Origin of the sequence: uncultured Sphaerochaeta sp. (assembly GCF_963676625.2) — a bacterium.
Lineage (GTDB): Bacteria > Spirochaetota > Spirochaetia > Sphaerochaetales > Sphaerochaetaceae > Sphaerochaeta.
This window is the reverse complement of sequence record NZ_CAXXYB010000004.1, coordinates 734656-748641: the sequence shown is the minus strand read 5'-3', so window position 1 is coordinate 748641 and position 13986 is coordinate 734656. Positions and strand designations below refer to the sequence as shown.

Below are 13986 nucleotides of genomic sequence, written 5' to 3'. Positions count from 1 at the left end.
TTCTCCCTCCCTAGGCCAAATGGCTTTTTATTTTGGAGACAATTGTTTTATATTCCTCTTCAGTGAGGTACAAAGGCTCTTTTTCATTGACTGCAAACATTGTTCCCCAATTTTTTCCATCCTTATATTTGGGGACAATATGGACATGCATATGCTCGGCTGTATCACCTAAAAAGAGTATATTCACTTTATCGGAATGAAATACCTCCGTAAGGGCTTGTATGATTGCGTAAACATCTGCCATGAGCCTGCAATACTTTTCTTTGGGGAGGTTGGTTATTTTGCGTTCATGTATATCGAGTGCGAGGATACATCGTCCCCTGTGGGTCTGGTCCCTGTGCAGGTATAGTTTTCCGTTGTCCAGATCGCAAATTTTGATCATGATCCTGCTCAATGGCTCACCGTCTTCGCAATAGATACAGTTTGACATTATTGGGTTTCTCCTTTTCCCGCTTTTGCAAGCTTATGTTTTGCGATTGCTTTTTTAACGATTGGAAAGAAGAAAGGGTAGAATAGAGAAAGGATACCTATGATCAATAAGACACAGGAAATAGGACGTTCAAAGAATATAAAAGCGTTTCCATCGGAAAGAACCATTGCCCTGCGGTAATTGTTTTCAATCGTTGAGCCTAGGATCAAACCAAGAATGATAGGTGGAATGGAGAACTCCATTTTTATGATGTAATAACCAAGTATCCCACAAACGATCATGAGATAAACATCGCTTATATTATGGTTTATGGCAAAGGTTCCTACAAAACAGAACACGAAAATGATTGGAGCCAAGATAATGTTCGGAACATGTACAATTTTCGAAAAGAGCTTGATTCCTGAAAAACCTATGATGCCCATGAAGATATTTGCAAAGAATAACCCCACGATTATCAGATATACTTTTACGGCTTGTTCAGTAAACAGTAAGGGACCCGGGGTAATACCTTGCATCATCAAGGCTCCAAGCATGATGGCTGTGCAGGCATCTCCCGGAATACCCATGGTGAGGAGGGGGATTAAGGCACCTCCCGAAATTGCGTTGTTTGCAGCCTCCGGGGCAGCAATTCCATCGGGGGCTCCATCTCCAAATTTTTCGGGATGCTTGGACCAGCGTTTTGCTTCATTGTAACCAACCCAGGAAGCGATATCTCCTCCTGTTCCCGGAATAGCCCCAATGAGCGTTCCTATCAGGCTTGAACGAATCAGGGTAGGGGTAATGGTTTTCAGATCTTCCTTGCTCGGGAAGATTCGTTCAATTACCGTTACTTCCTTTTTCATTTTTTTTCTGTTGTGATATTCATCTTCGACATTGATCAAGCCTTGGGAAAAAGCAAATAATCCGATAAGTACGGGAATGAACCCGATTCCTCCTGTAAGGTACACGGTTCCAAATGTCAGGCGAAAGTCTCCCGTGAAACTATCCATCCCAATAGTTGCAAGAAGTAATCCTACGATTGCCCCGATCAATCCTTTGATTACATTTGTACTCGATACACTGGTTACCACGGAGAGCCCAAATATTGCTAACGCAAAATATTCCGGGGCACTGAATTTCAGGGCAACCTTCGCAAGCAAAGGCGCTGTAATAAGAAGCATTACTGCTGCAAATAAACCACCAAAAGTTGATGCTGTCGTGGAAATGGATAGAGCACGACCTGGCTGTTTATATTTTATTGCCATAGGATGCCCATCAAGACAAGTTGCGGCTGAATTTGCCGTTCCCGGAGTATTGAGGAGAATCGCAGTTATTGATCCTCCATATATTGCACCGCAAAATATTCCTAGCATCATCATGATACCGTTGGTTCCGCTTAATGAAAGAGTCAGTGGCAACATTATGGACATTCCCATAACAGATGAAAGGCCTGGCATTATCCCGACCCAAATACCACAGAGCGTCCCGCTGAATATCGAAAGAAGGCTTACCGGACTGATGACCGCTAAAAAAGCCTGGAAAAATGCGTTCATATTCTGTTCCTTATATTTTAAAATAACTTACCAGAGGGAAGCACGAGGCCTAAGGCAACCGCAAAGATCAGATAGATGCTTAGGGTAACGCTTACACTTGTAAGAATTATTTTTTTCCAATTTCTGGCACCCATGATATACATGACGCAAACAATGAAAATCAAAGAAGAAGGTAAAAATCCAATATAATTAAGTCCAATCCCAAATAATATCATTACTATGAACAATTTAAAAACTTGGCGGAATCCTTCGTCCTTGAATTCGACAAGATGTTTTACCATTTCTTTTTTCGTGAAAAGTGTAGTTAACAATAACGTTATCGATAGTGCAATCAATACTATTCCCAGTAGCTTTGGCCAGAAACCTGGACCGGGAGTTCCATTGACGTACTTGGGAAATTGCTTTGCATAGTTCACGACATATGAACCAAAACAAATGAGCAATAGGGAAGTAAAAATATTGTATTTTTTCATTTCGCTGCCTTAGACATAGTGTTGGAAACTTTCCAACACTATGTATGTTTTTTAAGAATCTGATTACTTTACTTCGATGCTTTTACAAAGTTTGGAATAGAGTGCAAGTTGTTCAGCTAGGAATTTTTTTGTTTGGGCTCCATCCATATTGATAGTCTGCATTCCCATTGTCGTCAGGACTTTCTGAAAAGAAGCAGAGTCGATGGCAGGACGGATGGCATTTCTCAGATATTCGATTTTTTCTTTATCAACATCTGCTTTTACGGAGATGATACAGAAACCTGGCATAAAGACGTTCATATCAGGATAGGTTTCCTTCATGGTAGGGATCTGTGGGTACGTTGAGAGTCTGTCTTCTGACATTGAGGCCATGAAAATAAGATTTCCTGCTTTTACTTGACTTGCAGCATTGACTGTTTGTGCAATTGTGGCATCAATATGCCCGCCAACGATTGCGGTTACACAATCGGCACTACCACCATATGAAACAGTTTTAAAATCAACACCAAAATGCTGTTCAATTGCAAGAACTGCAAGAGAAGGTGCTGCTCCGATTCCCGTTTCACCGATTACTACTTCGCCCGGATGTGCTTTTGCATAATCGATGAATTCCTTGAAAGTTTTATACGGAGCTTTGGAACTAGTAATCAGTACAAATGGATCTATCAATGCACAAGCAATTGGCTCAAAATCTTCTACGGAAATTTTTGTTCTGCCAAGACAGTAGTTGATTACCAGGTCCGTATTCAACACCCCCAAGGTATACCCATCGGATGGAGCCGTAACTACCTGATTCAACCCTATAAGGCCAGCTCCTCCTGTAACATTGGATATTGCAAAGTTAACTCCTGAAGGCAAGTTCGTCTTGGCTGCATCCATAACACCCCGAACGGATAGATCAGTTCCGCCACCGGCAGAGTACTGCACGATAACGTTGATATTCTGGCTTGGGTAATCCTTCTGCCCATTGGCCACGAGACTTGCCGAAACAAGCAAACATAACGCACAAATAACCAAAAGACTCTTGTTTTTCATAAAAAACTCCTTTTATTTTCTTACGCAAAGCGCATTAGCTCAAATCTTTTAAACATTTTTTGATATATTCTGCTGAAGCCTTCATTCCTATTCTGGCATCGGGAATATCCTTGGGATGCCATCGGCGTTCATATTCGAAAGAAAGCCAGTTGTCATAACCATATGCTTTCATCTTTTCAAGGATCGATTTCCAGGGTATTACTCCCTTTCCCACGATTTTGGTTACAACGTTTCGTTCTTCTTCTTTTGGGTGAGCAACATCAGAGGATGCAAATGTATGGTCGATACCCTTGAACAGAAAATCTTTTACATGCGTATAGAGAACTTTTTCCATCTGCAATTCCAGGGCCTCCTCATAGTCTTCGTTACCGGTAAAGGTAAGATTTGCCTGGTCATACAGTATTCCGACTGCAGGATTGGAAATAGCCTTGGAGATTTCAATGCTTTCCTTAGCAGATACAGTCATTGTGTTGAAATGATTCTCAACTACCAACATAACACCTGCTTTTTGGGCATACCAACCAAGTTCTTGTAAACTTTCAACAAGGATATCCTCCATCTCCTGTCTATGCATGCTATCTGTTGCCGTATAATTTCCCCCATATACTCGGATATACGTTGCACCTAGGGTATTTGCATCTTCAATGACTTTTTTCATTCCCCGCACATCTGCTTTTCTGATTTTTTCATTGAGGTTATTGAAATGGGAGAAATAGGGAGTAAGCGCTACTATTGATAATCCTTGTTGTTCAGCGTAGTCACGTAATTCAAGCAATTCAGTAGCAGTTGCGGAGGTGGGGATTCCACAGCCATAATTGTCTTGATATACTATTTCCACTCCATCCATCCCAATTTCAGAAAACAATTGCATTGCATCCTTGAGCGAATATTCCGGAGTTCCCATGGTATGGCCAGCTAGTTTCATATGTCTCCTCTATGCTAAATCAGGAAGTCCTGCTATCTGTAAGATACGATGCATCAATTCATGTGTCTTGAAAGCATCCGCAGCATTGGTAAGTGGTGTTTTGTTATGTTTGAGGCAATCGAAGAAATGGTCATCTTCTGCCTGAAACCCCATTTTATCCTCTACGCGAGCCCATCCCATTGCCAGTGGAGTCATATTTGTAGTATGAGATTCCTTGCTGTCGACAATTGTGATGCTATCGGGGCAATCCACGGTTACTGTTCTGTTTTTACCATGCATCTGGAATGTCTCGATCCATTGTCCGGAAGCCCTGTCCGCCACAAGTATCCCGATTGTTCCGTTCTCAAATTGTAATTGGGCTGTGGTCAAGGTTTCATAGTAAGGGTCCTTGTAGATTGAATGTGCTTCGATATGTGTGCACTCCCCACAGAAATAACGAAGAAGATCAACCATATGAATTGCATTCTCAAGGGTAGCCCGATATTCAGATGCAGGTCTGTTTTTCTGGGCTATGATTACGTCCGGGGTGGTATTGCCATATAGCTCCTTCGCTTTTCTGTAGACAGGGGAATATCTTCTGTTGAATCCAATCATCAAGGTTTTTCCGGTCCTTTCAGCGGTATTTGCCATTTCTTCCATTTCTCGTAGGTTGCAACCCATCGGTTTTTCACAGAAAACATCGATTCCTGCATTCAATAGTTCTATAACTTGCCTAGGATGGCAGTCTTTGGGCGAAAGTACGAAAGCACAATCTATACCTAAGTCAATAAGCTCAGGTAATGTAGCCACTGCATGTTTGATTGAATGTTTCTGTTTTGCCTTCATTGCGCTCTCGATATGCAGGGCCATTACACCGGTCATTTCGACATCTTCTCTTTTTGCCAGGATAGGAAGATGAGCAATTTCTGCAATTGATCCAGCGCCTACTAAACCAACCTTATATTTATTTTCCATGATAAAGTCTCACTCATTATTTATAATTTTGTATATAATTTATATCTGAATCATGATTTAGCCAAAAAACCACCATCAACGGCAAGGGTAAATCCATTTACATAATCAGAAGCTTCCGAAGCCAAGAAGACGGCAGCCCCTGCAAGGTCACCGGGAACTCCCCAACGATCCATAGGAATTCTTGTGTTGGTTTCAACCATTCTTGATGATTCTGAACGCATTGGGGCGGTCATGTTGGTTATCATGTACCCCGGTGCAATGCAATTGATATGGATACCATATTTTGCCCATTCATTGCACATATGCATGGTAATCATCCTTACAGCTGCTTTTGAAGCTGTATAAGGAATTACTTTGATCCCGCCTTGAAAAGAGGTCATTGAGCCAATATTGATGATCTTTCCCTTTCCCCCCTGTTTTACGAATTGTTTTGCAACTGCCTGACAAAGGAAAAATAATCCTGTTAAATTTACATCGAGGACATCCTGCCAGTCTTTTCTTGTCACTTCCAATGCCATTGCCCTACGGGTAATACCTGCGGCATTGACCAGGATGTCAATTTTACCGAAAACAGCGAGTGTTTTTTCCACAATTTCATCAGGAGCTGTTTCAAGACCAACATCAGTACAGACGCGGAGATATTTTCTACCTAATCCTTCTATTGTTTTTTTTGTTTCCGAATCATCTGAACGACCAACACAAACAATATCCGCCCCTGCTTTAGCAAGGCCGATAGCTATACCTTGGCCCAGACCTCTTGTTGCTCCTGTTACAATTGCAACTTTATTGTCCAAGCTAAATTCTTTAAGATCCACCATTGGAATTTCTCCTTTGAAAACATTTTCATTTATATAATGAAAACATTACATTTTGTTATGAAAACTATTATTGCCTAGTTTTCATAACCTGTCAAACTAATTCTTGACGATTTTATAAATTCAAAACCAGACTTGGATGAGTGTAAGGAAACTATCGCCTGAAATACCAGTTTCAATAGTTCTTGACTGAATTGGAGTTTTTTGTTTTTGGATTTTTATTGGAAGTCATTACAAAATAGAAACTTGCAATCGACTGATACCTACAGGAAAAGAATCGGGATATTTGCATCCGTATACTTGAAATTTAATATACGAAGTATTAGATCATCATTGTTTTTTGGAAGTACTTCTGAAAAGATGTTAAAGCGAAGCGAGTGTTTCTTTTGAAGGGAATGCTTCATAGACTCCCACCATTTTCCCGCAAAGCATAGAAGCTTTATGTGCTTTTATTACAGCTTCTTCAAGGTTGGTCCCTTTTATTAATTCAGCGGAAAAAACACCACAAAAGAAATCGATCATACCAGATTTATCCAGGATTGTTGCTTCCGGACAGGTATCGAGAAGGGTCATTTTATCTTTTGTTGCAAGATAAACCCCTTTTTCATCAAGCTGAAAGATGATTGCCTTGTTTACATTTCTGATAAACATCGTAGATGCCAGTCGTGCGTCCCTGATATTGTCAACCGGAAATTTGCAAAGAGACCTGGAGTTTGTTTTTGTAAGTATCAGATAATCTACATTGAAAGTCGGGAATTCCTTGATATCATTCGTTGCCGGAATAATTACAATTGGAATATGCAATTCATTTGCCAGTTTTATTAATTGGATTGCTGGTTTCATGATTGCTGTATGCAGATGTATTTGAATCATTCTGGCTTGAGAAATCTGTTTACTGAAGAGCAGGATATCTTCTGCCCGTAAATTGAAGTTTGCTCCAGGAAAATCTATATAAAGATTATCCATCTCATTACGTATCGTAATGGTAGCCAAACCGGTGCTTTCCTGTTTGTTTTCTTGTATCAAAGAATGATTTACCTGTTCTTTTTCCAAAGTGTTGATTATTTCATATCCAAAGGAATCCTTGCCAACCATACCGATGGCAGCGGATTCCACCCCGCTGCGTGAGGATGCAACACTCAAGGAGGTTCCGTGTCCACCTGCATGCATGGTCATTCGTTTTCCCAATATCTTTTCCCCGATCTTTTTGTCACCGGCTTCCATTACGAAGTCAACATTCAAGACTCCAAGGGAAATGATATCAATTCTTTTATTGGTTTCTTGCATTATAGGGTAGTACCTCTCTTTATAATTGATGAAACTAAAAGAGGCTTTGAGTTTTCATAATTGCAAAGAGTGTTTTCGATGGCATTCAGGCAAGATATAATACATTCAGCTCCGGCTACTCCGATTTGGTATCCAGAAGGACCAACTGAGGTTATTTCTGGAGAATTGCTCTGGGCTATGCTTGTATTTCCATAGCTAATAATTTCAACATCTTTAGGAATCTCTAAGGTTGAGCCTTTACAAAACTTTATTACACCCATTGCTTGTATATCATTTCGTACGATACAGCCAAATTCCTTGGTCTTGATATTGCTTTTGCAGATTTGGTAGGTATCCTGAGCCATGGCAGAGGAAAAGACAATATGACAAGAACAATTGCATTGGATTTGAATCCGGGTAAGTATGTCTTTGTTTATGGGGGGATGACGACGTGAAGCATCGTCAAATATCCAGATTTCTTTTTTTCTTTCAGCAAGAGCTTCAATTGCTGTATATATGGGTTGGTTTATATCGAAGGGGAGATATACTATATTGCTATCTATGGTTTTGCTCTGAGATCCAGAGAGGACGACTGTCGGAAGATAGGTGCTGTAGTTTTTAATGACCTTGGCAATTTCATCATTGGTATAATAAATGATATTTCCTACGACCCCTTTTGTTCTGGCAGATAAAAGACTGTTTATTTCCAACTTGATATCATTGTCTGTGTTACAGAATATGATATTAAAATTTGAGGAGGAAAGTACATCATTGATTCCCTGGAGCATTTCTGCAAAGTAAGCATTTCCAACATTTGGAATGATTACGGAAATAAGTCTTGAAGAATTGTTTTTTAATGCCCTTGTAATATCGGTAGGATAATAGCCCAGCTCCTTGACCGCATTTTGGACTTTTTCTCTAGATTTTTCAGCAACATTGTCAGAATTGTTTATTACCCGGGAAGCTGTAGCCAGACTGACCCCTGCAAGTGCAGCAACCTCTTTTAGTGTGACCATCTAGAACCCCTGAATAGTATTTTATACATAATATACTATTTTTAACCTATCCTACTTTATAGGTAAAGCGAAATCTTTGCAAATAGTGGTAGTTCTAAAGATTGTCGACAGGCTCCATCCTATTTGTTTCGGACAGTATTGAACACTTGTAAAATCAAAGCCATGTTGTGTATAAGCTGAAATCAGGCGTGAGGGGGTTCATATCTTGTGCAATTTATACCTTTGTCTGAAGCCTCTACAGCAATTGCGAGTCCTTCTAAAGTTCCAAAGTCTCCTGATGATACTTTGGAACTGAGAATAGTTGTATTGGATAGCAAGAACAGGCCTTCACTGAAATTTTAATAATGGTATCGCTTTTTCTTGGTTGCCAAGAAAAAGAAAGAGACTATGAGTGTCAGCATTTCAGCAACTACGATAGCCAGCCAGATACCATTGATACCCAAGAACACTGGAAGGAGCAGCACTGACAACAGTTGAAAGACCAAAGTCCTGATAAATGAAATCGCTGCAGAAACCGCACCATTGTTCAATGCGGTGAAAAACCCGGAGGCAAATATATTCAAGCCGGTAGCAAGGAAGGAAATGGAGAATAACTTGAAGGCCTGTCTGGTCATGATGAATAAATCATGGTCATACCCTACAAAGAGTTTTGCAAGAGGTGTTGCGAGTATTTGGGCAAGGAGTGTCAGTCCAATACCTGCAAGAGCCATCAGTATCAAGCTTTTATTCTTCATGTTATGCAACTCTGCATGATTTTCGGCACCGAAATGGTAGCTGACAATAGGACTGCTTCCAATGGAGTACCCGATGAATACTGCCAAGAAAATAAAATTTACATACATCAGTACACCATATGCAGCCACTCCATTTTCTCCTACTAGCCGCAACAGTTGGAAATTATATAGGACGCTTACTAGGGAAGACGAAATATTCGACATCATCTCTGACGCACCATTTGTACATGCTTTGACCAGAGGTTGTAGTTCAAGTCTTGTTTTTTGTAGCCTCAAAAGACTTTTATTTGGTCGTATAAAGTAGATGAATGGTAATAAGCCTCCTATGCTTTGACTGATTACGGTGGCTAAGGCAGCGCCGAATACACCCCAATGGAAGCCAATGATAAAGAGCCCATCCAAGACAATATTGGCAACGCCTGCCACTATTGTGTAGATCAACCCAAGTTTTGGTTTTTCTGCTGTCACCAGAAAGCTTTGGAATACATTCTGGAGCATGAAAGAGGGGAGGGAGAATATAAGAACTTTTCCATACCGTACACAATCTTCGATCATATTGCCTGTTGCTCCCAGCATCGTAGCCAAGGGACGGATAATGAAATAGCCGGCTATGGAAAGTATCAGGCTCACCAACAACGTGAAGATTATCATCATGGAAAAGTAGCCATTGGCAGTTTTCTTGTCCCCTAGACCCAAGATTCTTGCAACCAATGCACTTCCCCCGGTTCCGATCATAAAGCCAAACGATCCAAAGATCATAAAGAATGGCATGATGAGGTTTATAGCGGAAAAAGCAGTTTTTCCTACAAAATTGGAAACAAAGAAGCCATCGATGACGCCGTAGATGGAGATGAACACCATCATGCCGATGGATGGAAATGTAAAGCGAAGGAGTTTTTTGTACGTGAAGTGATCTGACAATTGAATACGCATGAGATGATCCTTGGTGAATTGCAAGCAAGACTATTTTGAGTCCTGGAAGTTAGTTATTATATGGATGATGTAGTTGGATAGACAAAAAGAGCTCAACCACCTGAGAGCGTGGGACAATTGGGAATTATTCCCCCAAGGCTTGGGTTTCTATTTGAAGTAAGTCCAGCATTTTCTGGAAGACTGAAAGGTATTGTTCCCGTTCTTCTTTGCTGAACTGTGCAAAGGCCTTGTATTCCGCCTCCATCAATGGGGTGACAGCCTTGGTGCAGAAAGCTTGCCCAGTTTCGGTCAAGACGATGACTTTCCGGTTGCGAGCTCCTGTTGATTTCTGAAGTTGGACAAATCCAATCTTCACAAGGGTGGCAACGGCAGAGTTGATGGTTTGTTTGGAATAGAACCATGTGTTGCTCAAATCATACTGCGAGGAAGTTTGATCAGATTCATAGACTGCATACAAAACCCAGAAGGCAGCATCTGACAATCCAAAGCGAAGTGCCAAATTGTGGTAGATGGTGTCTTGCTTTTTGTATAACTGATTGAGTGCAGTCAATTGGCTTTCGATAGTCTTTTGCATTAGTGTTCCCTTATCTTCTTATGTCCGAAATCAGACTATCTATATATAGTCCGGTTTCGTACTTTTGTCAATGATGATCAAGACGAATACGCATTTTGCGTATGCAGTGTTACCAATCCGTGGTGCGCCTGATCTTGAAAATGTTGCCTTCAAAGAATGCATATCAAGTCAAAGCTTGAAGTTTTCGCCGAAGCTGGCGGTAAGCAGTTTTGTCGGGTACCTGAAAGGGAAAAGCATGCTGATGATATTCGAACACCATGCGAACCTGGAGCATAAAGTGCTGAACAAGGCCACCATCAAGAAATACATACACAAAAGTGAAGACACTGACCAGATATTCGACACGATGAGCGTACAAAAGGTGGAAAACCTCTTCCAAGGGGCAGAAGAGAACAACTGTGGTTGGTGGATCTCAAACAACGCCTGTAGGTTTAGCTAGTATAAGGGCCCCTTATAGGGCTGTTTAAAACCACTGGTTTTAGCAATGAATTACTATTCCCTTATTCGGTCTCGATGGTCTGGTATAGGAAATGGCATGCTGTTTGTCTGGTCCGTATATCCAAAAAATTCGACCAGCTTTGCCAGGCTTGTTTTCAAGATAGGATTGCCAAACTTTTATGCCATATCGCTATCTTTATGGCTGGCAAGTCCTGGGTAACTTGGATTTCTTGACAAGAGAACCATGGTCTTGTCCATTTTTTTGTATAGGAGGTTCTCCTTCTTGCAAAGGGTACCGGTTTCATTTTTTTTGTAAAAGGCTTATCTCGAGTTTTTCCATTTCAGGAACTCCCAACCGAATTATATACATTGGATTGTTGTCCTATTCCTGTGGTAGGGATGAAAGATCAATTGGTTTTGATACGAAACCTTTCTTGTGGTTTCCCATGGAGGAGTCCATCACTGAGAGAGTGTTTTTTGAAAGCTCGAAGGGAGATCCCAAGACCCTTGGTTCGAGGATGATTCTTCCGTCTTCACATTCCTCTACATGGTAGTGTGAATATTTCGGACTGAAAAGCGTGATTCGCTTTTTCCTATCAACTGAGGCATCATATTCCATTGCTGTTTGCACCCCCATGTTTCTTTGTGGAATATTCCACAAAGAAATATGATAATTCTATGTCTTTAGACTGTTGAGCACGCGATGCGTGCGAAACAAAGAACCACCCGCTATGCAGGTGCTGAAACGATTTGTTACACAAAAACACTCACCTTTATGGTAGGATTTTGGAGTTCAGCCCAAAAATGATACAGGAAAAGGTGAGTGAAAGATGGCGAGTAAAGAAAATTCGTTGGCCCACACGAAATGGTTGTGCAAATATCCTATCGTGTTCACGCCAAAGTATAGGAGAAAGATACTTTACAATCAATACAGGCAGAGTGTGGGCCATATCCTGCGCTCGCTGTGCGGATACAAGGGTGTCGAATTGATAGAGGGGCATCTGATGAGCGATCATGTGCACCTTATCTGGTGAGCATACCGCCGAAGATGAGCGTGTCGAGCTTCACGGGGTATCTGAAGGGCAAGAGTGCATTGATGTTGTTTGACAAGCACGCGAACCTGAAGTACAAGTTTGGAAACAGGCCTTTGGGCTGAACGATATAAGTGAAGCTAGTGTCTTTAGGCGCTGGTCGGTGAACCACGGCTTATAGCAGTAGAGCAAACCACCCTTTGGAAGGGTGGTGCGGATTCATCATTGTTTTTTTGTATAGTGTTGGAGATTCTTGGGAAACTTTCTAGAACTCAGTAGATGCCAAGAGGATGCCTTGTCCTGTTTTTTCAAGGTCTTGGTCGTGTATGTACCGAAAGACAATTGGTCAAATTAACAGGACCTACCCTGAGAAACTTTGACGGTGAGAATTTTACTATTAAAACATTTCTTATTGACTCATTTTGTAAAATTTATTCAAGGAAAACGTATTTCTATGAGGATTGGGAGTATTGACATCCTATATTTCAATCAATATGGTTAAATTTATAAAGATGAGAGCAACAATAAAAGATGTAGCAAAAAAGGCTGGGGTTTCCATTGCCACAGTGTCCAATGTTTTGTCCGGAAAGAAGTATGTATCATCGTCACTGATAGAAAAAGTCAATGATGCACTGAAGACATTGAACTACCAGAAAAATTTCGTAGCAAGCAATTTCAGGGCACAGAAATTTCATAATATAGGTGTTGTTGTCCCTGATATTGCCAATCCCTTTTTTGGCGGGGTTGTACGAAGCATTGAATGTATCCTGGACGAGAAAAATTACCAGATGATTTTAAGCAACTCCAATTATGATAAGATCAAAGAGGAAATGATCATCAAGGATTTCATCTCTACGGGAAAGATTGATGGTCTGATTCTCATTACTCCCAACTATGAACTTGTGAAGAAAATAGAATCGGAAATCCCAATCGTTGTAGTTGACCACACCCCCTTTGAGAATGAGAATAATATTTTCTTTGTTTATTCCGACAATATCAAGAATTCATCAATTATTGCACAGTTCACGTATGAAAAAGGATATCGGCATTTTGCGTATATCACTGGCAACAATAACATCAATACTTCCAAAATCCGGTTGACAGGATTTCGTGATCAACTGAAAACATATGGGGTACAGGAAAAAGATATTCTCGTGAGACGTGGTGACCTTACGTTTGATATGGGCTATGAGGTCATGCTTTCGATTTTGCAGGATTATGATCCCAAAAATAGGATGGCTGTCTTTATCTCCAGTGATATCATGGCTTGGGGAGCCTTGGAGGCAATAAAAAGCAAGGGCCTCTCGATTCCCCGAGATATTGGCGTCATCGGGTTTGATGATGTTTTTTTCTCGAAGTTCACCAATCCGAAGTTGACTACATTCCATAATCCAGGGGTTATGATGGCAAGCCTTGCAACCAAGCTTCTTGTTGAGCAGCTTTCCCATACTGAGGAAGTTTTTTCACAGATTACACTTGTTCCCGGGGAACTGGTAGAACGGGAATCTCTTTGATAAAATAGCAAAATCAGTACCTATGAAAACAACAAAGAAAGTCTTGATTGATAATCAGGCAAGGTTTTGTTGTGTATATCTGCAAGGACAAATTTTCCTGGTATGTACGATACTCTTACGATTGGTCTCAATTTCCTGTTCTGTTCCATAGCAGATCGTTGAAGCCGTGGTAATTTTTTTTTCTTATGCCAGTTTCCATCCATGGGGATGGATTGTTGCAATAGTGTGTTGCCACCCCCAAAAAAAACCGAGTCTAGAATTATAAAAACTGTCATTTGAGTTGGTCTTGAAAAAAAAGACAAACTGGCAAGTCTCC

General features: G+C 40.8%; 13 protein-coding genes and 2 pseudogenes. 3 read left to right on the top strand and 12 right to left on the bottom strand.

Annotated features, from left to right (window positions below; translation table 11 throughout):
- Positions 1-10: 10 nt before the first annotated feature.
- From ACHZBG_RS06515 to ACHZBG_RS06465, 11 genes are all read right to left on the bottom strand, one after another.
- Positions 11-430: an HIT domain-containing protein gene (locus tag ACHZBG_RS06515; RefSeq protein ID WP_320128642.1), complete on the bottom strand. Its 420-nt coding sequence runs from the start codon at positions 428-430 to the stop codon at positions 11-13.
- A complete protein-coding gene (locus ACHZBG_RS06510; protein WP_320128641.1) occupies positions 430-1962 on the bottom strand; it encodes a tripartite tricarboxylate transporter permease in 1533 nt (510 codons plus the stop codon). The genes ACHZBG_RS06515 and ACHZBG_RS06510 overlap by 1 nt, the downstream gene beginning before the upstream one ends.
- Positions 1963-1979: 17 nt before the next feature.
- Positions 1980-2435: a tripartite tricarboxylate transporter TctB family protein gene (locus ACHZBG_RS06505; RefSeq protein WP_320128640.1), complete on the bottom strand. Its 456-nt coding sequence runs from the start codon at positions 2433-2435 to the stop codon at positions 1980-1982.
- Between the two features lie 63 nt (positions 2436-2498).
- Complete coding sequence (locus ACHZBG_RS06500) at positions 2499-3470, bottom strand: tripartite tricarboxylate transporter substrate binding protein (protein ID WP_320128639.1); 972 nt, start codon at positions 3468-3470, stop codon at positions 2499-2501.
- A 34-nt stretch (positions 3471-3504) separates the two neighbouring features.
- The gene (locus ACHZBG_RS06495; protein ID WP_320128638.1) at positions 3505-4395 is read right to left on the bottom strand and encodes a sugar phosphate isomerase/epimerase family protein; all 891 of its coding nucleotides are present in this window, start codon (positions 4393-4395) and stop codon (positions 3505-3507) included.
- A 9-nt stretch (positions 4396-4404) separates the two neighbouring features.
- Entirely contained in the window at positions 4405-5349 is a 945-nt protein-coding gene (locus ACHZBG_RS06490; protein ID WP_320128637.1) for a Gfo/Idh/MocA family oxidoreductase, read from the bottom strand.
- A 50-nt stretch (positions 5350-5399) separates the two neighbouring features.
- Positions 5400-6167, bottom strand: a complete 768-nt coding sequence (locus ACHZBG_RS06485; protein ID WP_320128636.1) for an SDR family oxidoreductase — start codon at positions 6165-6167, stop codon at positions 5400-5402.
- 360 nt (positions 6168-6527) lie between these two features.
- The gene (locus ACHZBG_RS06480; RefSeq protein ID WP_320128635.1) at positions 6528-7451 is read right to left on the bottom strand and encodes a PfkB family carbohydrate kinase; all 924 of its coding nucleotides are present in this window, start codon (positions 7449-7451) and stop codon (positions 6528-6530) included.
- A complete protein-coding gene (locus ACHZBG_RS06475) occupies positions 7451-8446 on the bottom strand; it encodes a LacI family DNA-binding transcriptional regulator (RefSeq protein WP_320128634.1) in 996 nt (331 codons plus the stop codon). The genes ACHZBG_RS06480 and ACHZBG_RS06475 overlap by 1 nt, the downstream gene beginning before the upstream one ends.
- Before the next feature lie 338 nt (positions 8447-8784).
- On the bottom strand, positions 8785-10113 hold the full coding sequence (locus tag ACHZBG_RS06470) for an MATE family efflux transporter (protein WP_320128633.1): 1329 nt from the start codon (positions 10111-10113) through the stop codon (positions 8785-8787).
- Between the two features lie 124 nt (positions 10114-10237).
- Positions 10238-10687 carry a MarR family transcriptional regulator gene (locus ACHZBG_RS06465; RefSeq protein WP_320128632.1) on the bottom strand — a complete coding sequence of 150 codons (450 nt, stop codon included), beginning with the start codon at positions 10685-10687 and terminating at the stop codon, positions 10238-10240.
- Between the two features lie 187 nt (positions 10688-10874).
- Between ACHZBG_RS06465 and ACHZBG_RS06460 the strand changes: the two are divergent.
- A pseudogene (locus ACHZBG_RS06460) lies at positions 10875-10964 on the top strand (IS200/IS605 family transposase); the annotation flags it as partial.
- A 543-nt stretch (positions 10965-11507) separates the two neighbouring features.
- Here the strand turns inward: ACHZBG_RS06460 and ACHZBG_RS06455 are convergent.
- Positions 11508-11744, bottom strand: a complete 237-nt coding sequence (locus tag ACHZBG_RS06455; RefSeq protein WP_320128631.1) for a hypothetical protein — start codon at positions 11742-11744, stop codon at positions 11508-11510.
- Positions 11745-11955: 211 nt separating this feature from the next.
- Between ACHZBG_RS06455 and tnpA the strand changes: the two are divergent.
- Positions 11956-12269, top strand: a pseudogene (gene tnpA / locus ACHZBG_RS06450) (IS200/IS605 family transposase); the annotation flags it as partial.
- Positions 12270-12650: 381 nt separating this feature from the next.
- On the top strand, positions 12651-13670 hold the full coding sequence (locus tag ACHZBG_RS06445; protein WP_320128630.1) for a LacI family DNA-binding transcriptional regulator: 1020 nt from the start codon (positions 12651-12653) through the stop codon (positions 13668-13670).
- Positions 13671-13986: the final 316 nt, after the last annotated feature.

Coding starts and splice junctions, on each gene's coding strand:
- ACHZBG_RS06455 (WP_320128631.1), bottom strand. CDS start 11,744: ATGGAATATGATGCCTCAGTTGATAGGAAAAAGCGAATCACGCTTTTC.
- ACHZBG_RS06480 (WP_320128635.1), bottom strand. CDS start 7,451: ATGCAAGAAACCAATAAAAGAATTGATATCATTTCCCTTGGAGTCTTG.
- ACHZBG_RS06495 (WP_320128638.1), bottom strand. CDS start 4,395: ATGAAACTAGCTGGCCATACCATGGGAACTCCGGAATATTCGCTCAAG.
- ACHZBG_RS06500 (WP_320128639.1), bottom strand. CDS start 3,470: ATGAAAAACAAGAGTCTTTTGGTTATTTGTGCGTTATGTTTGCTTGTT.
- ACHZBG_RS06515 (WP_320128642.1), bottom strand. CDS start 430: ATGTCAAACTGTATCTATTGCGAAGACGGTGAGCCATTGAGCAGGATC.
- ACHZBG_RS06465 (WP_320128632.1), bottom strand. CDS start 10,687: ATGCAAAAGACTATCGAAAGCCAATTGACTGCACTCAATCAGTTATAC.
- ACHZBG_RS06505 (WP_320128640.1), bottom strand. CDS start 2,435: ATGAAAAAATACAATATTTTTACTTCCCTATTGCTCATTTGTTTTGGT.
- ACHZBG_RS06485 (WP_320128636.1), bottom strand. CDS start 6,167: ATGGTGGATCTTAAAGAATTTAGCTTGGACAATAAAGTTGCAATTGTA.
- ACHZBG_RS06445 (WP_320128630.1), top strand. CDS start 12,651: ATGGTTAAATTTATAAAGATGAGAGCAACAATAAAAGATGTAGCAAAA.
- ACHZBG_RS06510 (WP_320128641.1), bottom strand. CDS start 1,962: ATGAACGCATTTTTCCAGGCTTTTTTAGCGGTCATCAGTCCGGTAAGC.
- ACHZBG_RS06475 (WP_320128634.1), bottom strand. CDS start 8,446: ATGGTCACACTAAAAGAGGTTGCTGCACTTGCAGGGGTCAGTCTGGCT.
- ACHZBG_RS06490 (WP_320128637.1), bottom strand. CDS start 5,349: ATGGAAAATAAATATAAGGTTGGTTTAGTAGGCGCTGGATCAATTGCA.
- ACHZBG_RS06470 (WP_320128633.1), bottom strand. CDS start 10,113: ATGCGTATTCAATTGTCAGATCACTTCACGTACAAAAAACTCCTTCGC.